At 60.9% G+C, this 17,944-nt stretch carries 18 protein-coding genes; 11 read left to right on the top strand and 7 right to left on the bottom strand.

The genetic code is table 11. From position 1 onward, the window contains the following. Nucleotides 1-82: 82 nt before the first annotated feature. Both PspS04_RS27860 and PspS04_RS17055 read left to right on the top strand, forming a co-directional pair. A complete protein-coding gene (locus tag PspS04_RS27860; protein ID WP_237234924.1) occupies nt 83-385 on the top strand; it encodes a transposase in 303 nt (100 codons plus the stop codon). Continuing rightward, nucleotides 382-1,218: an IS3 family transposase gene (locus tag PspS04_RS17055; protein WP_335929848.1), complete on the top strand. Its 837-nt coding sequence runs from the start codon at nt 382-384 to the stop codon at nt 1,216-1,218. Before PspS04_RS27860 ends, PspS04_RS17055 begins: the two co-directional genes overlap by 4 nt. 199 nt (nt 1,219-1,417) lie before the next feature. Here PspS04_RS17055 and acnB read toward each other — a convergent pair whose 3' ends face one another. Further along, nucleotides 1,418-4,018: a bifunctional aconitate hydratase 2/2-methylisocitrate dehydratase gene (gene acnB / locus PspS04_RS17050; RefSeq protein ID WP_159998868.1), complete on the bottom strand. Its 2,601-nt coding sequence runs from the start codon at nt 4,016-4,018 to the stop codon at nt 1,418-1,420. A gap of 406 nt (nt 4,019-4,424) precedes the next feature. Here acnB and PspS04_RS17045 point away from each other — a divergent pair, with 406 nt between their 5' ends. After that, nucleotides 4,425-4,895 carry a DUF1289 domain-containing protein gene (locus PspS04_RS17045; RefSeq protein ID WP_159996767.1) on the top strand — a complete coding sequence of 157 codons (471 nt, stop codon included), beginning with the start codon at nt 4,425-4,427 and terminating at the stop codon, nt 4,893-4,895. 66 nt (nt 4,896-4,961) lie between these two features. On the opposite strand, the gene PspS04_RS17040 is transcribed toward PspS04_RS17045, so the two are convergent. Further along, on the bottom strand, nt 4,962-5,828 hold the full coding sequence (locus PspS04_RS17040) for a universal stress protein (protein ID WP_159996765.1): 867 nt from the start codon (nt 5,826-5,828) through the stop codon (nt 4,962-4,964). A 224-nt stretch (nt 5,829-6,052) separates the two neighbouring features. Here PspS04_RS17040 and PspS04_RS17035 point away from each other — a divergent pair, with 224 nt between their 5' ends. The 3 genes from PspS04_RS17035 to PspS04_RS17025 all read left to right on the top strand — a co-directional run bounded on the left by PspS04_RS17035 (nt 6,053) and on the right by PspS04_RS17025 (nt 8,830). Further along, on the top strand, nt 6,053-6,661 hold the full coding sequence (locus PspS04_RS17035) for a tRNA-(ms[2]io[6]A)-hydroxylase (RefSeq protein ID WP_159996763.1): 609 nt from the start codon (nt 6,053-6,055) through the stop codon (nt 6,659-6,661). A 174-nt stretch (nt 6,662-6,835) separates the two neighbouring features. Then, nucleotides 6,836-7,543 carry a winged helix-turn-helix domain-containing protein gene (locus PspS04_RS17030; protein ID WP_095171419.1) on the top strand — a complete coding sequence of 236 codons (708 nt, stop codon included), beginning with the start codon at nt 6,836-6,838 and terminating at the stop codon, nt 7,541-7,543. Continuing rightward, the gene (locus PspS04_RS17025; RefSeq protein WP_095171417.1) at nt 7,544-8,830 is read left to right on the top strand and encodes an ATP-binding protein; all 1,287 of its coding nucleotides are present in this window, start codon (nt 7,544-7,546) and stop codon (nt 8,828-8,830) included. A gap of 519 nt (nt 8,831-9,349) precedes the next feature. Here PspS04_RS17025 and PspS04_RS17020 read toward each other — a convergent pair. After that, complete coding sequence (locus PspS04_RS17020) at nt 9,350-10,150, bottom strand: MipA/OmpV family protein (protein ID WP_159996761.1); 801 nt, start codon at nt 10,148-10,150, stop codon at nt 9,350-9,352. A gap of 111 nt (nt 10,151-10,261) precedes the next feature. Continuing rightward, a complete protein-coding gene (locus PspS04_RS17015) occupies nt 10,262-10,666 on the bottom strand; it encodes a PaaI family thioesterase (RefSeq protein WP_095171413.1) in 405 nt (134 codons plus the stop codon). A 222-nt stretch (nt 10,667-10,888) separates the two neighbouring features. Between PspS04_RS17015 and PspS04_RS17010 the strand changes: the two genes are divergently transcribed. The 5 genes from PspS04_RS17010 to PspS04_RS16990 all read left to right on the top strand — a co-directional run bounded on the left by PspS04_RS17010 (nt 10,889) and on the right by PspS04_RS16990 (nt 15,041). Continuing rightward, nucleotides 10,889-12,565 carry an MFS transporter gene (locus tag PspS04_RS17010; protein ID WP_159996759.1) on the top strand — a complete coding sequence of 559 codons (1,677 nt, stop codon included), beginning with the start codon at nt 10,889-10,891 and terminating at the stop codon, nt 12,563-12,565. A 148-nt stretch (nt 12,566-12,713) separates the two neighbouring features. Beyond that, nucleotides 12,714-13,352, top strand: coding sequence for a cytochrome b/b6 domain-containing protein (locus PspS04_RS17005; protein WP_159996757.1), 639 nt, complete (start codon nt 12,714-12,716; stop codon nt 13,350-13,352). Further along, complete coding sequence (locus PspS04_RS17000) at nt 13,349-14,140, top strand: molybdopterin-dependent oxidoreductase (protein WP_159996755.1); 792 nt, start codon at nt 13,349-13,351, stop codon at nt 14,138-14,140. Before PspS04_RS17005 ends, PspS04_RS17000 begins: the two co-directional genes overlap by 4 nt. 72 nt (nt 14,141-14,212) lie before the next feature. After that, on the top strand, nt 14,213-14,509 hold the full coding sequence (locus PspS04_RS16995) for a pentapeptide MXKDX repeat protein (protein WP_159996753.1): 297 nt from the start codon (nt 14,213-14,215) through the stop codon (nt 14,507-14,509). Nucleotides 14,510-14,687: 178 nt separating this feature from the next. Beyond that, a complete protein-coding gene (locus PspS04_RS16990) occupies nt 14,688-15,041 on the top strand; it encodes a BON domain-containing protein (RefSeq protein ID WP_159996751.1) in 354 nt (117 codons plus the stop codon). Between the two features lie 58 nt (nt 15,042-15,099). Here PspS04_RS16990 and PspS04_RS16985 read toward each other — a convergent pair whose 3' ends face one another. From PspS04_RS16985 to ddpC, 3 genes are read right to left on the bottom strand one after another with little or no spacing between them, the layout of a single operon-like run. Then, nucleotides 15,100-16,071 carry an oligopeptide/dipeptide ABC transporter ATP-binding protein gene (locus PspS04_RS16985; RefSeq protein WP_159996749.1) on the bottom strand — a complete coding sequence of 324 codons (972 nt, stop codon included), beginning with the start codon at nt 16,069-16,071 and terminating at the stop codon, nt 15,100-15,102. Then, nucleotides 16,071-17,060, bottom strand: coding sequence for an ABC transporter ATP-binding protein (locus tag PspS04_RS16980; RefSeq protein WP_095171469.1), 990 nt, complete (start codon nt 17,058-17,060; stop codon nt 16,071-16,073). The genes PspS04_RS16985 and PspS04_RS16980 overlap by 1 nt, the downstream gene beginning before the upstream one ends. Before the next feature lie 2 nt (nt 17,061-17,062). Beyond that, nucleotides 17,063-17,944, bottom strand: coding sequence for a D,D-dipeptide ABC transporter permease (gene ddpC, locus PspS04_RS16975; protein ID WP_159996747.1), 882 nt, complete (start codon nt 17,942-17,944; stop codon nt 17,063-17,065).

The following is a 17,944-nucleotide window of genomic DNA, read 5'->3' as shown; positions in this document are numbered from 1 at the left end:
GAGCGAGCTTGAACTGGCCTAATGATTCTGGACACTTCAATCGGGCGCTATGATGGCGCCCAAATCTGAGGCGTCTATGGAAATGCGTAACTCCTACTCCAACGAGTTCAAACTCAAAGCTGTGCTTATGGTGCTTGATGAGGGGCTAGCTGTCCCAGATGTCTGCGCCAGCCTGAACATCGGACCTACCGCATTACGTCGTTGGGTCGATCAAGTCCGCAAGGAGCGTCTGGGTTCAACACCGGTGGGGGCGAAAGCTATTACGCCTGAGCAAAAAGAGATTCAGGCGCTTAAAGCCCTGCTCAAGCAAAAAGATCGGGATATCGAAATCCTAAAAAAGGCCAGTGCTCTCCTGCTTATGGACTCCAAAGATCATTTCCGCTGATCAGCGAGCTAGGCGAGCAGTACGGCATTAGTGATTGTTGTCGTGTATTTGAAGTTAATCGAAGCAGTTTTTACGTCTGGCGTCAGCGTCAGGGCCGATCGAATCCTGAACGCGAGAAGCTCATCGTTGTTTTGATCAAGCAACACAAGGAGTCGAGGGGCTCTGCCGGTGCTCGGACTCTTTCCAAAGAACTGCAAGCAAAGGGACATCGCGTGGGGCGCTACATGGCTCGCAGCCTAATGAAAGAGGCCGGTATCGTCAGTCGTCAGCGGCGCCGCCACAAATACAAATCTTCGGGCGTAGAGGCCTTGGTGGCGCCTCACGAGCTCAAGCGCAAGTTTGATGTCTCGGCGATCAATCAAGTCTGGTGCGGGGACGTTACCTACATTCAGATCGGTAAGCGTTGGCTGTATTTCGCGGCGGTTCTGGATTTATTTGCACGCCGCCTCGTGGGGTGGTCATTTTCACTGATATCCGATGCCACATTGACGTGCGAAGCGTTACGCATGGCGGTTGAGCTGCGAGGACGCCCCAAAGAGGTGTTGTTTCATTCCGACCAGGGATGCCAGTACACCAGTCACAAGTTCAGGAATGAGTTGGTGGCACACAGGATCAACCAGAGCATGAGTCGCAAGGGGCAATGTTGGGACAACGCCCCAATGGAGCGCTTCTTTGGCAGCCTGAAATCAGAATGGATGCCTGAAGGCGGATACAGCTCGGAGCAGGAAGCCCGAGCTGATTTGCAGCAATACGTGATGCGCTACAACAACTCCAGGCTCCACAGCTACAACGACTATCGCTCGCCGGTAGCCATGGAAAAAATGGTCGCGTAGAAAACCTAAACATGTGTCCAGAATTACTTGACCAGTTCAGCTTGCTCGCGATGGCGGCGTATCAGTCGACATCAATATTGAATGGACTACCGCTATCGCGAGCAAGCTCGCTCTCACAGGGGTTCAGTGTGCAGCTTGCGGGCATAAAAAAACGCCGCTCCATCTCGCGATGGGCGGCGTTTTTTATTGCGTTGCAGCCTTAGGCTTGAACAACCGGGATGTTGGCGTTCGCAGCGGCTTCACGGAACTCGGCGATCTGGTCGAAAGACAGGTAGCGGTAGACATCGGCCGCCATGCTGTCGATCTTGCCAGCGTATTCCATGTACTCCTCGACGGTCGGCAGGCGACCCAGGATCGAAGCCACGGACGCCAGCTCGGCCGAAGCCAGGTAGACGTTCGCACCATCACCCAGACGGTTCGGGAAGTTACGGGTCGAAGTCGACACCACGGTCGAGTTCGGCTCTACACGAGCCTGGTTACCCATGCACAGCGAGCAGCCCGGCATTTCCATGCGCGCGCCAGCTTTGCCGTAGATGCCGTAGTAGCCTTCTTCGGTCAGTTGGTGAGCGTCCATCTTGGTCGGCGGCGACAGCCACAGACGGGTTGGCAGCTGACCCTTGACCTGCTCCAGCAGCTTACCGGCAGCGCGGAAGTGACCAATGTTGGTCATGCACGAACCGATGAACACTTCGTCGATCTTCTCGCCAGCAACGCTGGACAGCAGACGGGCGTCGTCCGGATCGTTCGGCGCGCAGAGAACTGGCTCCTTGATCTCGTTCAGGTCGATTTCGATGATTTCCGCGTATTCGGCGTCAGCATCGGCAACCATCAGCTCAGGGTTGGCAATCCAGGCTTCCATCGCTTGGGCGCGACGTTCCAGGGTACGCGCGTCGCCGTAGCCTTCGCCGATCATCCAGCGCAGCAGGGTGACGTTGGAGCTCAGGTACTCGGTGATCGACTCCTTCGACAGCTTGATGGTGCAACCGGCAGCCGAACGTTCGGCCGAGGCGTCGGACAGCTCGAAAGCCTGTTCGATGCTCAGGTTGTCCAGGCCTTCGATTTCCAGGATGCGGCCGGAGAAGGCGTTCTTCTTGCCTTTCTTCTCTACGGTCAGCAGGCCAGCCTGGATCGCGTAGTAAGGAATGGCGTGAACCAGGTCACGCAGGGTGACGCCCGGTTGCATTTCGCCTTTGAAGCGCACCAGGATCGATTCCGGCATGTCCAGTGGCATCACGCCAGTGGCTGCGGCGAACGCTACCAGGCCGGAACCGGCCGGGAACGAAATGCCCATCGGGAAACGGGTGTGGGAGTCACCACCGGTGCCGACGGTGTCCGGCAGCAGCATGCGGTTCAGCCACGAGTGGATGATGCCGTCGCCCGGACGCAGGGATACGCCGCCACGGGTCATGATGAAGTCAGGCAGGGTGTGGTGGGTGGTCACGTCGATCGGCTTTGGATAGGCCGCGGTGTGGCAGAAGGACTGCATCACCAGATCGGTCGAGAAGCCCAGGCACGCCAGGTCTTTCAGTTCGTCACGGGTCATTGGACCGGTGGTGTCCTGGGAACCCACGGTGGTCATCTTCGGTTCGCAGTAGGTGCCTGGACGAACGCCAGTCACGCCGCACGCCTTGCCGACCATCTTCTGCGCCAGGGTGAAGCCCTTGGTGCTTTCGGCAGGTGCTTCCGGCTTTTTGAACAGGTCCGAAGGTGGCAGGCCCAGTTCGGCACGTGCTTTTTCGGTCAGGCCGCGGCCGATGATCAGCGGAATACGGCCGCCAGCGCGAACTTCGTCCAACAGTACTGGCGTCTTCATTTCGAAGGTGGTCAGGACTTCGTCGGTGCCGTGCTTGCAGACTTTGCCAGCATGCGGGTACAGGTCGATCACGTCGCCCATGTGCATGTTGGTGACGTCGAATTCGATTGGCAGTGCGCCAGCATCTTCCATGGTGTTGTAGAAGATCGGAGCGATCTTGCTGCCGAAGCAGAAACCACCAGCGCGCTTGTTCGGCACGTAGGGAACGTCGTCGCCGAAGAACCACAGCACCGAGTTGGTAGCCGATTTACGCGACGAACCGGTACCGACCACGTCGCCGACGTAGGCGATCGGGAAGCCGGCGTTGCGCATTTCTTCGATCTGCTTCATCGGGCCGGTGACGCCTTGCTGGTCAGGCTCGATGCCTTCACGGGCCATTTTCAGCATGGCCAGGGCGTGCAACGGGATGTCTGGACGGGACCAGGCATCAGGAGCAGGGGACAGGTCGTCGGTGTTGGTTTCGCCGGTGACCTTGAATACGCGCAGGCTGATCTTGTCGGCCAGGGTCGGGCGGTTCTTGAACCACTCGCCGTCAGCCCAGGATTGCAGGACGCCTTGGGCGTGTGCGTTGCCGTTCTTGGCTTTTTCCGCGACGTCGTGGAACGCATCGAACATCAGCAGGGTGTGCTTGAGTTGGGCGGCAGCGACCGGGGCCAGTTCGGCGTCGTCGAGCAGGTCAACCAGGGTCACGATGTTGTAGCCGCCCTGCATGGTGCCGAGCAGTTCTACAGCGCGTTTTTTGTCGATCAGAGGGGAAGTGGCTTCGCCCTTGGCCAGGGCGGACAGGAAACCGGCCTTGACATAGGCTGCTTCGTCCACGCCAGGTGGAACGCGATTGGTGATCAGGTCCAGCAGAACGGCTTCTTCGCCAGCCGGGGGGTTCTTCAGCAGCTCGACCAGGCCTGCAGTTTGTTCGGCGTTAAGCGGCTGGGGAACGATACCCAGTGCTGCGCGCTCTTCGATATGTTTGCGGTAGGCTTCAAGCACAGTTATTACCCTCATCAGTGGTCCCAAATGGGTGTCCGGGACGCTCATCCCGAAATTGCCGTACTCATGCGCTGCGTGGCGTTGTGGGCCGCTTAGCCAGAATTACCGACAATTCCTTACAGAAGCTGCTTTCAAAGTTTTACGCCTGCAGAACGGGAGCTGATGAGGGTTGGCGCAAGGTTTTTCACCGCTGAAAAACCCTTCGCCAACACCGCTCTGAAGGAACGACTGTGCTCGTGACGCTTTGAAAACAGCTTCTAACGGACATTGGCGCCTAAAAAGGCTGGCTGATTCTACGGCAAAAAAAAATTAAAGGTAAGTTCGACCCTGAACTTTGAGGGGTGATGAATGTTAGACAAAGGGCTAACATGCCGGCCTGTCCTGCTTTCTCGCGTCCTGCCTACCTATGCCCAATCAGACTATCAAGACCCCCTGCATCGGCCTCTGCTCCACTGTTTACGGGGATCTGGTGTGCCGTGGTTGCAAGCGGTTCCACCATGAAGTGATCCATTGGAACGGTTACAACGAGGAAGAAAAACGCGCCGTGTGGCTGCGTCTTGAGCAGTTGCTGGTACAGGTGATGGCCGGCAAGCTGGAAATTTTCGATGCCAAGCGCCTGCGCGAGCAGCTGGAATCACGAAAAATCCGCTTTGTGCCCCATCAGTCGGAATATTGCTGGGCCTATCAGTTGATTGCCCGTGGGGCGCGGGTGATCAACAACCTGGAGGCCTATGGGATGGTGCTGCTGCCGGAGTTTCGCGAGTGGAACCTGCCGGAGCTGCGTGATGCCATTGATCGGGAATTTTTCCTTTTGTCCGAGGCGCATTACCAGCGCTACATCGCCCCGGGTTTTCTCAAGGATGTATTTGGCGGCTAGGTTAAAAAAACCTCGCCGGCAAGCCGACGCCCAAGGTGGAGTTGGCTCACCAGCGAAGGCGCCTCATCAGGTCTCGCTAGACGCCAATTCCTCCAGGTGATCCATGATCTCCTGCGGCTTGAGCACCAGCACGTCGCTTTCCAGCGAGTCGAGCACCACTTCCGCGGTATTGCCGATCAACGCCCCCGAGAATCCGCTGCGCGCCACGCTGCCGATCACCGTCACCGCCGCCTGCAGCTTGTGGGCCATGTGCGGAATCAATACATCGGCCGGGCCTTCCTCGACATGCAGGTGCTCGTCATCGATGTCGAACTCGGCCTGGAACGCCTTGCAGTCTTCGCGATAGCGCGCCTCGATGGTTTCCTTGAGCTGGAACACCGGGTCGGCGGCCGACAGCATCGGCGACGGATGCGCGGTGATCACATGCAGTTGGGCCTTGGCCAAGTGAGCGATGTCGAACCCATGATCGACGATGGTGGCGTGCAATACCCGATGTTCGGGGTCGTTGTTCCCCACATCGATGGCCGCAAGGATAGTCCCGCCGGTCCAGGGTTTGGCGGTTTTCACCAGTAGCACCGGGCTCGGGCACTGGCGCAGCAGCTTCCAGTCGTCCGGGGTCAGGAGGAATTTTTTCAGCGGATTGTCGGCAAAGTGCTGCTTGACCACCAACCCGCAGCCTTCGGCCTGCTGCACTTCGACGATAGTGTCGTGCACGGTTTCGTTCCAGGCCTGCTCGGTGGTAACGCTATGGCCTTCGCCCACCAGGCTGGCCTTGAGCACGCTCAACAGTGCCGAGTGATCATGCTTTTTATCGCAAATCAGCAAATGCAGGTGCGCCTGGGTGACCCCGGCGATCAACTTGGCGCGCTTGAGCGCCAGGCTTTCGTCGGGGGAGGGCTCAATCACCACCAGAATGCTGCGGATGTCTTGCATGGTCAGGATCTCCGATGACAAAAAATAAGCGTGTTGAACAACTATAGATGCTGGTGGTGATCCAGGGCCTTGATGCATATCAAGTGCAGCGACTGGTGGTCTGCCGGCAGCCCGGTATAATCGCGCCTCGCTTTGAACCTTTTGCCCGTGAGCCCCATGTCATCGATCCCTGAAATCCTCGCCGTCCTGCCCCATGGTCCTGTTGAACTGTCGGAAGTGAGCCAATGATCCTTCCCGAGATTCATGAGTTCCTTGGTTGCCGGACGCCGGATGGCTGGGTTCAGGCGGCGCTGGCCGATCAGGAAACCCTGCTGATCGACCACAAGAACTGCGAGTTCAAGGCCGCCAGCACAGCGTTGAGCCTGATTGCCAAGTACCACTCCCATGTTGACCTGATCAACCTGATGTCGCGCCTGGCCCGTGAAGAACTGGTGCACCACGAGCAGGTCATGCGCCTGATGAAGAAGCGCAAGATCGCGCTGCGCCAGCTGTCCGCCGGGCGCTACGCCTCGGGCCTGCGCAAGGTGGTGCGCAGCCACGAGCCGGTCAAACTGGTGGACACCCTGGTGGTCGGGGCCTTTATCGAAGCGCGCAGTTGCGAGCGCTTCGAGGCACTGGTGCCGCACCTGGACGAGGAACTGGGCAAGTTCTACTTTGGCCTGCTGAAAAGCGAAGCCCGGCACTTCCAGGGATACCTGAAGCTGGCCTATCAATACGGCGACGCCAAGGACATTGCCCAGGTAATCGAGCGGGTCCGCGCTGCCGAGCAGGAGTTGATCGAGTCGCCGGACGTCGAATTTCGCTTCCACAGTGGTGTACCGGCCGCCGCCTGACACCCGCCGGGTAATTGTCAAAGAACCCGGGGCAATTGTTAAAAACTCTTAAGAGTATGAAAGATCACTGAAAACCGTCCGCCAAGGGCGGTTTTTGCCGTCTGTCGTCTGCGTCCCGCCATCGATTGGCGCCATAATGCGGCCCCTTCACTCAAGGCGTGGTCGACGGTCGTTATGGATAACCTGGGTTTTGGCAAAGTATTGCTGGTGGAAGACGACGAAAAGCTCTCCGGGCTGATCGCCTACTTCCTGTCCCAGCACGGCTTCGAAGTGCGGCAGGTGTATCGCGGCGACCTGGCCCTGGCCGCGTTCATCGAGTTCAAGCCGAAGATGGTCGTACTCGACCTGATGCTGCCGGGCCAGAGCGGGCTGCACCTGTGTCGCGAGATCCGCAGCCTGTCCGATACCCCCATCGTCATCCTCACTGCCAAGGAGGATGACCTCGACCACATCCTCGGCCTGGAGTCCGGTGCCGACGACTATGTGATCAAACCGATCAAACCACCGGTGCTACTGGCTCGCCTGCGTGCCCTGCAACGCCGCCAGGTCCCGGAAAGCACAGTGCGCGGTTCGCTGGAGTTCGGCGGGCTGCTGATCGATCGCAGTTGCCGCGAAGTGCGCCTGGCCGGCGAGCTGATCGAACTGACCACCATGGAGTTCGAGTTGCTGTGGTTGCTGGCGAGCGCGGCCGGCAAGACCCTGTCCCGGGACGACATCCTCAACCGCATGCGTGGCATCGCCTTCGACGGCCTCAACCGCAGCGTCGACGTGTACATCAGCAAGCTGCGGGCCAAACTCAAGGACAACCCGCGCGAGCCGGTGTGCATCAAGACCGTGTGGGGCAAGGGCTACCTGTTCAATCCGTTTGCCTGGGAGCTCTAGATGCTGCGTCTGTTCTTTGGCCTGTTCCTGGTGCTGGCGATTGGTCTGGTGGCGGCCATCGAGGTGGTGGACCGGACCTTTACCGCGGTCCTCGACGGTGACCTGAAAACCTATAACCGCGAGGCGGTGCGCGGGCCTGCCTATTCTCTGGTGGAGCAACTGCGTGAGCTGGATGGGCCGGGCCGCCAGGCACAACTGGAAAAACTGCGACCCCATTACGGCCTGCGCCTGCAGTTGGTCGAGCCGGCCGAGTTGGCGCTGAGCGACACCGAGCGGGCTGAGCTGGCGGATAACCTGATGGTGGTCCGCGACACATACACCCAGTTCATCTCGCGCATCGACGACGGCGAGCAACTGCTGAGCATCAAGCTGCCGGAGGAGCCCAGCCACACCACTATCTACATGCTTCTGGCCTACAGCATGCTCGGGGTGTTGCTGGGCATCGTGCTGTTCTTCTGGGTCCGCCCGCACTGGCGTGACCTGGAAAAACTGCGTCTGGCCGCCGAGCGCTTTGGCGACAATGACCTGACGGCGCGGATCCAGTTGTCCAAGCGCTCGAACATTCGTGACCTGGCCGAACACTTCAACCAGATGGCGGCGCGCATCGAAGGCCTGATCGCCAACCAGCGCGAGCTGACTAACGCGGTGTCCCATGAACTGCGCACGCCGATTGCGCGACTGTCGTTCGAACTGGACCAGCTCAGGCAGCAGGCTGATCCGAGTGCCAACAAGGCGCTGATCGCCGACATGTATGCCGACCTCGGCGAGCTGGAGGAGATGGTCTCCGAGCTGCTGACCTACGCCAGCCTGGAGCGCGGCGCGACGGTCATCAGCCGGGAAAACATCCAGGCCAACAACTGGCTCGACAGCGTGGTCGGCAGTGTGGCGCTGGAGGCCGAAGCGGCCGGGGTGCAGTTGCTGATCGTCGAGTGCCAGCTAGCGCAAGTGCGCCTGGAGCCGCGCTTCATGGCCCGGGCGGTGATCAACCTGCTGCGCAACGCCATTCGGTATGCCGAGCAGCGGGTGGAAGTGTCGTTGGTGCGTAACGGCGATCACTATGAAGTGCGGGTCAATGACGATGGCCCCGGCGTGCCGGTGGAAGGGCGGGAGAAGATCTTCGAACCGTTCTCGCGCCTGGACGCCAGCCGCGACCGCCGCACAGGAGGCTTCGGCCTGGGGCTGGCACTGGTGCGGCGAGTGTCGCAATCCCATGGCGGGCACGTGCACGTGACGGACTCACCGTGGGGCGGGGCGTCGTTTCGCATGACCTGGGCGCACCTGGATTAACCAGCAAACCCCACAATGACGGTGTTCACAACACAAAACTGTGAGCGACAGCAACCCCTGTGGGAGCGAGCTTGCTCGCGATGGTCGTCAACGATTACACGTACATTCAGGATGCCCGCAGCGCTCTCCAGCTCATCGCGAGCAGGCTCGCTCCCACAGGTGTATCGCCGGTTGCGATTCTTCACTGACAAACCAGCTGCCACAACACAAAACTGTGAGCGACAGCAGCCCTTGTAGGAGCGAGCTTGCTCGCGATGGTCGTCAACGATTACACGTACATTCAGGATACCCGCGGCGCTCTCCAGCTCATCGCGAGCAGGCTCGCTCCCACAGGTGTATCGCCGGTTGCGATTCTTCACTGACAAACCAGCTGCCACAACACAAAACTGTGAGCGACAGCAGCCCTTGTAGGAGCGAGCTTGCTCGCGATGGTCGTCAACGATTACACGTACATTCAGGATACCCGCGGCGTTCTCCAGCTCATCGCGAGCAAGCCATCTGCCTCAATGGCTGCGCCCCTCAAAAGGTGTACACCACCTGCCCAGCCACAGTCGTCTGCCACCGTCGCTCGACCAGTGGGCTGTCGGCGGCATCGCCGTTGAGGTACTGCAGCGCCAGCACCGTGGACACGCTCCATTGCTCATCGATCGGCAGGGACCAACTGAGGTCCGCGCCGCGACTGACCAGCCCAGCGTGGGTGTCGTGGGCGCGAAATTGGCTGCGCGAAGCCTGTTTGGTGCTGACCCCATACCAGGTGCGCACATAGTTGCTGTCACCGAACTGACTGTTGAGACTGCCCAGCAACTCGCCGTAGGCACCCTTGTACAGCGGGGCGCTGATGCTCAACTTCAGGTGGTTGTAGGCCGAGCCGGTGTCATGCTCGTCGTCCTTTTCCAGCGCGTGTTCGAAGGTCGCGCCAAGGATGGCTTCGCCCAAGGGGTAGGTGGCCTCAAGGCCGAACACCGGGCGCGATTGGATCGAACCCATGCCGTTGAGCGCGTCGCTGCCGTGGAACTGCGATTTGCGGTCCTTGCGCGCATCACTGGCGCCGACATACAGGCTCAGGCCAAAGTCGTCCTCGTCAAAGGCCCAGCCCAAACCCTTGTCGCTGTCCAGGAAGAACCCATGAGGGCTAGTGATCTGCACACCCAGCAGCGGTGCACTGACCCGCTCGTCGCTGCCGCTGTAGCGGGGCAGGTTGGCGATGCCGGTGTGCACACTGGCGTGCCAGTCGTCGGCAGGCAACGGCTCGGCGCCGATCAACAGGCCGAAGGAGGTGAGGACGAGGCACAGGCACTTGCGGTTGTTCAGGGAAGACATGGGGCACCCAGGGGAAATTAGGATGCCGCCATGCTAGGCGCGCGAACTCAGGCAATCTTTGACAGCTTTGTCGGGAAACTGTCAAAGACTGTGCAGCGGTCCGGCCAGTCCTTAGCCCGCTTCAACCGGCACCAGGATCGCATCCCCGGTGGCGACCAGTTTCAACTGTTCGCCGTTCTGGGCAAACAGTTCGGCGCGGGCGAATACCTGTTTCTTGCCGGCCTTGATCACCTTGCCCTTGGCGATGAAAACCTCACCCACCGCCGGTGCCAGACAGTTCACCGAGAAGTGCGAGGCCAGCACGTTACCGGCCACCGTCCCGGCGGCAAAACCGCAGACGGTATCGAGCAGGGCGGCGATCATCCCGGCGTGCAGGAAGCCGGCATATTGCGCCATGTCGGCCTCGCGAAAGGCCATGCTTAGTTCCACCTCGCCGCTGTCGGCACGGGTGACTTGCAGGCCGGCCCAGCGGTTGAAAGCCGAACTTGAGTTGATCTGTTTGAGTGTGTTGAGCATGTCGAATCCCTCCGGTTGAAACTTCACCCTGCGCCAGGGCCAATTGAAAGTCATCGACGATAGAGCAGGGTGATAGGCACCCAGGAGGCTTGTGAATGCAGGCGAGTGGATATCTGGCGCAAGCCGATTATGCTTCAGGGAGGCCATCAGCCTGGATCCCCGCCAAGCGGCATGGACAGAGAGGCACTCCGGCCTATGACAACTACTGGACGGAGAACACCCATGCCGGCAATCGACAGCACCTCCACGGGCAGCGCGCCCCATCACGGAATCACCAAGGAGGAGCGCAAGGTCATTTTCGCCTCGTCCCTGGGGACGGTATTCGAGTGGTACGACTTCTATCTGTACGGTTCCCTCGCCGCGATCATCGCCAAGCATTTCTTTGCCGGGGTCAACGAGACCACCTCGTTCATCTTCGCGCTACTGGCCTTCGCCGCGGGCTTCGCGGTCCGGCCTTTCGGCGCCATCGTGTTCGGCCGCCTGGGTGACATGATCGGGCGCAAGCACACCTTTCTCATCACCATCGTGATCATGGGGGTCTCCACCGCCGTGGTGGGATTCCTGCCGGGCTACGCAACCATCGGCGTGGCGGCGCCGATCATCCTGATTACCCTGCGGCTCTTGCAAGGCCTGGCCCTGGGCGGTGAATACGGGGGGGCGGCGACCTACGTCGCCGAGCATGCACCCAAGGGCAAGCGCGGTTTTTTCACTTCCTGGATCCAGACCACTGCGACCCTCGGGCTGTTCCTCTCGCTGCTGGTGATCCTCGCCTGTCGCACCATCCTGGGCACCGAGGCATTCGAGGCCTGGGGCTGGCGGATTCCGTTCCTGCTGTCGATCCTGCTGTTGGTCATCTCGGTGTATATCCGCCTGCAGCTCAGCGAGTCGCCGGTGTTCCTCAAGATGAAAGCCGAAGGCAAAGCTTCCAAGGCGCCGCTGACCGAGTCTTTTGCCCGCTGGGATAACCTCAAGATTGTGATCATGGCGTTGCTCGGCGGCACCGCTGGCCAGGCCGTGGTCTGGTACACCGGGCAGTTCTATGCGTTGTTCTTCCTGTTGCAGACGCTGAAGATCGACCCGCAGACCGCCAACCTGCTGATTGCCGGTTCCCTGCTGATCGGCACGCCGTTTTTTGTGATCTTCGGCAGTCTCTCCGATCGCATCGGCCGCAAGGGCATCATCATGGCCGGCTGCATCCTGGCGGCGCTGACCTACTTCCCGATCTTCCATGCGCTGACCCAGTACGGTAACCCCGACGTATTCATCGCCCAGGAGAAAAACCCGGTCACGGTGGTCGCCGATCCCGCGCAGTGTTCGTTCCAGTTCGACCCGGTGGGCAAGGCCAAATTCACCAGTTCCTGCGACCTGGCCAAGACTGTGCTGGCGAAGCGGGCGATCCCCTACAAGAACGAGAAGGCCGAGCCTGGCACCGTGGCCCAGGTGCGTATCGGCGACCAGGTGATCCCCAGTTTCGAGGGCACCGGCATGCCGGCCGCCGACTTCAAGACGCGCAACGATGCGTTCGTCGCCTCCCTCGGCAGCGGCCTCAAGGACGCCGGATATCCCGAGAAGGCCGACCCGGCGAAGACCAACTACCCAATGGTGCTGCTGCTCCTGACCATCCTGGTGATCTATGTGACCATGGTCTACGGGCCCATCGCCGCCTGGCTGGTGGAGTTGTTCCCGGCGCGCATCCGCTACACCTCGATGTCGCTGCCGTACCACATCGGCAATGGCTGGTTCGGAGGATTCCTGCCGACGGTCGCGTTCGCTATGGTGGCGGCCACGGGGGATATCTACTACGGGCTCTGGTACCCCATCGTCATCGCGGTGATGACGGCCGTCCTGGGCATCTTCTTCATGCCGGAAACCAAGGACCGGGATATTCATCACACCTGAGGCTGCGGCCCATCCCGGGGTCTTCGTCCAGTAGGCGAAACCTCGGGAACCCGCTTTGCAGTTATCACATTAAGTTGAACTTTCCGTGAGGATTTAGCGATCTATTGGTCGGCATACTCCCTGACAAATCCAACGTCAGGAACTGATCATGTCAGTGCTGCCCACCCCTCTCCGCGCTCCTGTCGAGCATCCGTATGCCAGCCATCCGCGCTGGCTGCGGCTGACCCATTGGCTCAATGCCCTGGCCGTGCTGATCATGGTGACCAGCGGCTGGCGCATCTATAACGCCTCCCCTCTGTACGACTTCAGTTTCCCTCTGGCGATCACCCTCGGTGGCTGGCTGGGCGGCGCCTTGCAGTGGCATTTTGCAGCGATGTGGCTGCTGTTGTTCAACGGCATTGCCTACCTGCTGATCAACCTTGCCAGTGGTCGCCTGTCACGGCAGTTTTTCCCCTTGTCGGCCAAGGGCGTGGCGCAAGACCTGTGGGCCGCGTTGAGGGGGCGCCTGGGGCATGCCGACCTGAGCCGCTACAACCAGGTGCAACGGCTGGCCTACCTGTTCGTGATGCTCGACATCGCGGTGCTGGTGGTCTCCGGCCTGGTGCTCTGGAAGTCGGTGCAGTTCGCCACGTTGCGCGAGCTGCTGGGGGGCTATGAAGCTGCCCGGCATGTGCATTTCGTGGCGATGGCGCTGATGGTGGGGTTCGTTGCGGTCCATCTGCTGATGGTCGCCGTGGTGCCTAAAACACTCTGGGCGATGATCGTCGGCCGCAAGGAGCGCACATGAACAAGCACACGCAAGGTCCGCATCTGGATGAGTCCTCCATTCTGACCGATGCCAGGAAAATCCTCGCGCCACAGCTGCAAGTCGAGGACCGCTCGCGTCGCTCGTTCCTGCTCAGGGGCCTGACCCTGGGGGGTGTGGCGATGTTGTCCGGTTGCAGCCTGACCGACAACGACAGTGTCGAAACCGCGCTGTCGGCGATGTCACGGTTCAATGACCGGGTGCAGGGCTGGCTGTTCAACCCCAACGCACTGGCGCCGACTTATCCGCAATCGATGATTACCCGGCCGTTCCCCTTCAATGCCTTCTACGGCATCGACCAGGTGCCGGTGGTCGAAGAAGCCGAGTATCGCCTGGAAGTCACCGGCCTGGTGGCGGACCGGCGCAGTTGGCGCCTCGATGAATTGCGCGCCATGGCGCAGACCGAGCAGATCACCCGGCATATCTGCGTTGAAGGCTGGAGTGCAATTGGCCGTTGGGGCGGGGTGCGCTTCAGCGATTTCCTCAAGCGGATCGGTGCCGACACCGACGCCAAGTATGTCGGCTTCAAATGCGCCGACGACTACTACACCAGCATCGACATGGCCACCGCCCTGCATGCGCAAACCCTGCTGGCCCTGACCTATGACGGCGAAGTGCTGCCGCGCCGCTATGGCTTTCCGATGAAGCTGCGCATGCCGACCAAGCTGGGCTACAAGAACCCCAAACACATCCAGGCGATATTCGTCAGCAATACCTACAGCGGTGGCTACTGGGAAGACCAGGGCTACAACTGGTTCGGTGGTAGCTGATGGGCGCCGAGAATTTCTACGGCGCGGCACTCGCTGCGTCGATTCGCAACCTGAGCTTCAAGGAGTTACACCATGAACAAGATCACCACTGCAGTCCTGTCCATGTGCCTGGCACTAGGCGCCGCCAGCGTGTATGCCGCTGACACCATGGGCAAGGACACCATGTCCAAAGATGCAATGAGCAAAGACGCGATGAGTAAAGGCGCGATGAGTAAAGACGCCATGAGCAAGGACTCGATGTCCAAGGATGCAATGAGCAAAGACGCTATGGGCAAGGATGCAATGAGCAAAGATGCAATGAGCAAGGGCTCGATGTCCAAGGACGCAATGGGCAAAGACGCCATGAAAAAAGACGCCATGTCGCAGTAATATCCCCTCGGGCGCACAAGCGCGTCACCCCGGCAGATCCCATGGGCCGCCTTCCTGGCGGCCTTTTTGCGTGGCCAATCGGCACCGCGCGCCAGGCACTATAATTAACCTGTGTTGTGGCGCGTATTGCCCGGCGAACCCGCTGGCCATACGACGGCTCACAACAGAGGGTTCTGCCATGAAAAATCATTCCTTGCAGCATTTGTCCCACGACCTGGGCATGGCCGTTCACGACACGTGGACCACCACCCGGGTGAAATCCGCCCTGGCCTTCGCCGATAAGACCTTGAGCCTGAATGTCCACGTCAAGACCCATGCCGGCACAGTGGCCTTGAGCGGCAGGGTGCTGACCCATCGCCAGTGTGAACAGGCAATTGAACTGGCCCGGGGCGTGCCCGGGGTCATGGAAGTCGACGCCCGGGAACTGCTGACTAACGTGTTCATGCCGGGCAGCAACATGGAGGCGCCAGACGCCGAGGAGCGCCACGAGTACCGCTCGCCGTTGTCGGGCAAGAAGGACGATGAGCTTTAGCCGACCCGCAACCCAACCGTAGCAGCCGGGGAGTGGCTCCCCGGCTGGCCCAGCCCGATCACAGCTGGACGTGACACCTGACTCGCTGCTGCTCACCCCCACGCATCACCTGTGGTTGTTCACAACCGTGGGTGCTGAAGCTGCAGCGCTCACGGAAAAAACAGCCTGTGGGCAGTTGCCGGTTACCGGGGAGCTCGGTTGGCGCGGCGACCTGTTCGGCATGCAGGGCAACCCCCAGGCGCGGTACTGCTTCGAACAGCAGGCGAGTGTAGGGATGGCGCGGTTCTTCGAGGACCTGGGCGGCGCTGCCCAGTTCGACGATCTGCCCCAGGTACATCACCGCCACACGGTCGGCCATGTGCCGCACTACCGAGACGTTGTGCGAAATTAATATGTACGTCAGGTTGCGGGCCCGTTGCAATTCGGCCAGCAGGTTGAGGATCTGCGCCTGCACCGAGATATCCAGGGCCGAGGTCGGCTCGTCGAGGACGATGATGTCCGGGTCCGAGGACAGGGCCCTGGCGATGGCGATCCGTTGCCGCTGGCCACCGGAAAACTGGTGGGCGAAGCGGTCCAGGTACTCCGGGCGGATCCCCACCTGCGCCGCAACCTTGGCCGCGATCTCGCGCATTTCGCTGCGGTTGCGGTGGCCGCGGGCGTACAGCGGTTCGGTGATGATCCTCCAGATCGGCAGGCGCGGATCAAGGGACGATTGCGGGTCCTGGAACACGATCTGCACGTTGCTGCTGCCCGGTCCCTTGCTGCCAGCGGCCCAGTTCAGCTCACCGCTGCTGGGCGCGAGCAGGCCCATCAGCAACTGGGCCAGGGTGCTTTTGCCGCAGCCGGACTCGCCGACGATACCCAGGGTTTCCCCGGCCCGCACCTGCAGGTCAATGCCGTTGAGGGCGTGGGCGTAACCCCGTGGTCGCCCCAGCCAGTCGTTGCTCACCGGGAAGCGCACACGCACGTCCGTGAGCCGCAGGATCTCGGCTGCGGATTCGCTAACGGGGTGAATCAGCGCACTGTTCATCACGCAAACTCCTTGAGCGGCAACCAGCACGCGCTTTGGCGTTGCTCATTACCCTGGATGGGGGTCAGGACCGGACGCTTGCCACACACTGGCATGCTGTGCGGGCAGCGTTCTTCGAAAGTGCAGCCCACGGGCAGGGAGGCCAGGTTGGGCACTTGCCCGGGAATGGTCATCAGCGGCTGACCCGGCTCGACCATTTCTGGCAGGCCGCTGAGCAACCCCTGGGTGTAAGGGTGTTGGGGGTTGCCCATGACTTCGGCGGTGCTGCCTTGCTCGACCACGGCGCCGGTGTACATCACGTAGACCCGGTCGCAGAACTGCGAGACCAGCGCCATGTCGTGGGTGATCAGCAAGATCGCCGTGCCTTTTTGCCGGGCCTTCTCGCGCAGCAGCAACAGCACCTGGCGTTGCACCGTGACGTCGAGGGCAGTGGTCGGCTCGTCGGCGATCAGCAGTTGTGGTTCACAGGAAAACGCCAGGGCGATCATCACCCGTTGGCGCATGCCGCCGGACAGCTCGAAGGGATAGCTTTCCAGCACTTGTTCAGGGCTGGCGATGTGCATGTCGCGCAGCAAGGCAATGGCCTTGGTGCGAGCCTCGGCGGCACTGATCTTCTGGTGGTGGATGATCACGTCGAGCATCTGCCGGCCAATGCGCCGGGTTGGGTTGAGCGCGGTCATCGGCTCCTGGAAAATCATCGCCGCATCGCGACCGCGAATCTGCAGCAAGTCTTTTTCCGGGGCAGCGAGCATGTCGCGGTTGAGCATGTGCAGGCTGCCACCGGTCACGCGATAACTGCGCTCGGGCAGCAGGCGCATGCTGAGCATTGCGGTCACCGACTTGCCCGAGCCGGACTCGCCGACCACGCCGACTATTTCCCCCGGATTGACGTGCAGCGAGACGCCGTTCAACGCCTTGACGTTGTTCTTGTAGGCCGGGAATTCCAGGCTCAGGTTTTCGATGGCCAATACAGGCGTAGCAGTGTGCATGGTCATTTCCCCTGTTGCCGTGGGTCGAGCAGATCGCGCACGCCATCGCCCAGCAAATTGAAACCGGTGGCGGTGATCAGGATCGCCAGCCCCGGGAAGGTCGAGTACCACCAGTTGTCCAGGATGTAGTTGCGCCCGGTGGCGACCATGGCGCCCCATTCGGCGGTGGGTTGTTGTGCGCCCAGGCCGATGAAACCCAGGGCCGATGCCATGAGGATCGCGCTGCCGATATCCAGGCTCAATTGCACCAGCAAAGGGGGCATGGCATTGCGTGCGACGTGCCAGTGCACCATGTGCCAACGCCCGGCGCCGAAGGTTTCGGCAGCCTTGACGTAGCCCATCTGGCGGATGCTCAGGGCCTGGCCGCGGGCCAGGCGCACATAGGACGGAATCCGTACCAGGGTAATTGCCAACATGGCATTGAACAGGCTGGCGCCCAGCGCGGCGGCCAGGGCCATGATCAGCACCAGCGACGGCACCGACAGCATGATGTCCATCAGGCGCATGGTCAGGGCATCGAAGCGCCCGCCGATCACTCCGGAAAAACAGCCCAGCAAGCCGCCAATCAAGCACGAGGCAAAGGCCACGAACAGGCCGACGCCCACCGATTGCTGGCTGCCGTACAGGACTCGGCTGAACAGGTCGCGGCCGACTTCGTCGGTACCGAACCAGTGCTCGGCCGACGGCGGTGCCAGGCGCTCGGCGAGGTTCAGGGCGTTGGGATCATGGCTGGCCAGCCAGGGCGCAAAGATCATGCACAGCAGGACCATCAGGGTGATTGCCAGGCCGGCCATGGTCAGCGGGCTGCGGCGGATCTGGTAGGCCAGGTAGGCGAGTTTTTCGCGCCAGCGCGGACCACGCGCGGCCGTCAGGGTCAGGGACAT

This window comes from Pseudomonas sp. S04, assembly GCF_009834545.1.
Lineage (GTDB): Bacteria > Pseudomonadota > Gammaproteobacteria > Pseudomonadales > Pseudomonadaceae > Aquipseudomonas.
The sequence above is the reverse complement of the archived record's forward strand: the minus strand, read 5'-3'. Positions and strand labels throughout refer to the sequence as shown.

What these genes read in the sequence shown, in the direction of transcription:
- PspS04_RS27860 (WP_237234924.1), top strand. Translation starts at nt 83, where the DNA reads ATGCGTAACTCCTACTCCAACGAGTTCAAACTCAAAGCTGTGCTTATG.
- PspS04_RS17045 (WP_159996767.1), top strand. Translation starts at nt 4,425, where the DNA reads ATGCCCAATCAGACTATCAAGACCCCCTGCATCGGCCTCTGCTCCACT.
- PspS04_RS17040 (WP_159996765.1), bottom strand. Translation starts at nt 5,828, where the DNA reads ATGCAAGACATCCGCAGCATTCTGGTGGTGATTGAGCCCTCCCCCGAC.
- PspS04_RS17035 (WP_159996763.1), top strand. Translation starts at nt 6,053, where the DNA reads ATGATCCTTCCCGAGATTCATGAGTTCCTTGGTTGCCGGACGCCGGAT.
- PspS04_RS17030 (WP_095171419.1), top strand. Translation starts at nt 6,836, where the DNA reads ATGGATAACCTGGGTTTTGGCAAAGTATTGCTGGTGGAAGACGACGAA.
- PspS04_RS17025 (WP_095171417.1), top strand. Translation starts at nt 7,544, where the DNA reads ATGCTGCGTCTGTTCTTTGGCCTGTTCCTGGTGCTGGCGATTGGTCTG.
- PspS04_RS17020 (WP_159996761.1), bottom strand. Translation starts at nt 10,150, where the DNA reads ATGTCTTCCCTGAACAACCGCAAGTGCCTGTGCCTCGTCCTCACCTCC.
- PspS04_RS17015 (WP_095171413.1), bottom strand. Translation starts at nt 10,666, where the DNA reads ATGCTCAACACACTCAAACAGATCAACTCAAGTTCGGCTTTCAACCGC.
- PspS04_RS17010 (WP_159996759.1), top strand. Translation starts at nt 10,889, where the DNA reads ATGCCGGCAATCGACAGCACCTCCACGGGCAGCGCGCCCCATCACGGA.
- PspS04_RS17005 (WP_159996757.1), top strand. Translation starts at nt 12,714, where the DNA reads ATGTCAGTGCTGCCCACCCCTCTCCGCGCTCCTGTCGAGCATCCGTAT.
- PspS04_RS17000 (WP_159996755.1), top strand. Translation starts at nt 13,349, where the DNA reads ATGAACAAGCACACGCAAGGTCCGCATCTGGATGAGTCCTCCATTCTG.
- PspS04_RS16995 (WP_159996753.1), top strand. Translation starts at nt 14,213, where the DNA reads ATGAACAAGATCACCACTGCAGTCCTGTCCATGTGCCTGGCACTAGGC.
- PspS04_RS16990 (WP_159996751.1), top strand. Translation starts at nt 14,688, where the DNA reads ATGAAAAATCATTCCTTGCAGCATTTGTCCCACGACCTGGGCATGGCC.
- PspS04_RS16985 (WP_159996749.1), bottom strand. Translation starts at nt 16,071, where the DNA reads ATGAACAGTGCGCTGATTCACCCCGTTAGCGAATCCGCAGCCGAGATC.
- PspS04_RS16980 (WP_095171469.1), bottom strand. Translation starts at nt 17,060, where the DNA reads ATGCACACTGCTACGCCTGTATTGGCCATCGAAAACCTGAGCCTGGAA.
- ddpC (WP_159996747.1), bottom strand. Translation starts at nt 17,944, where the DNA reads ATGTCCCTGACCCTGACGGCCGCGCGTGGTCCGCGCTGGCGCGAAAAA.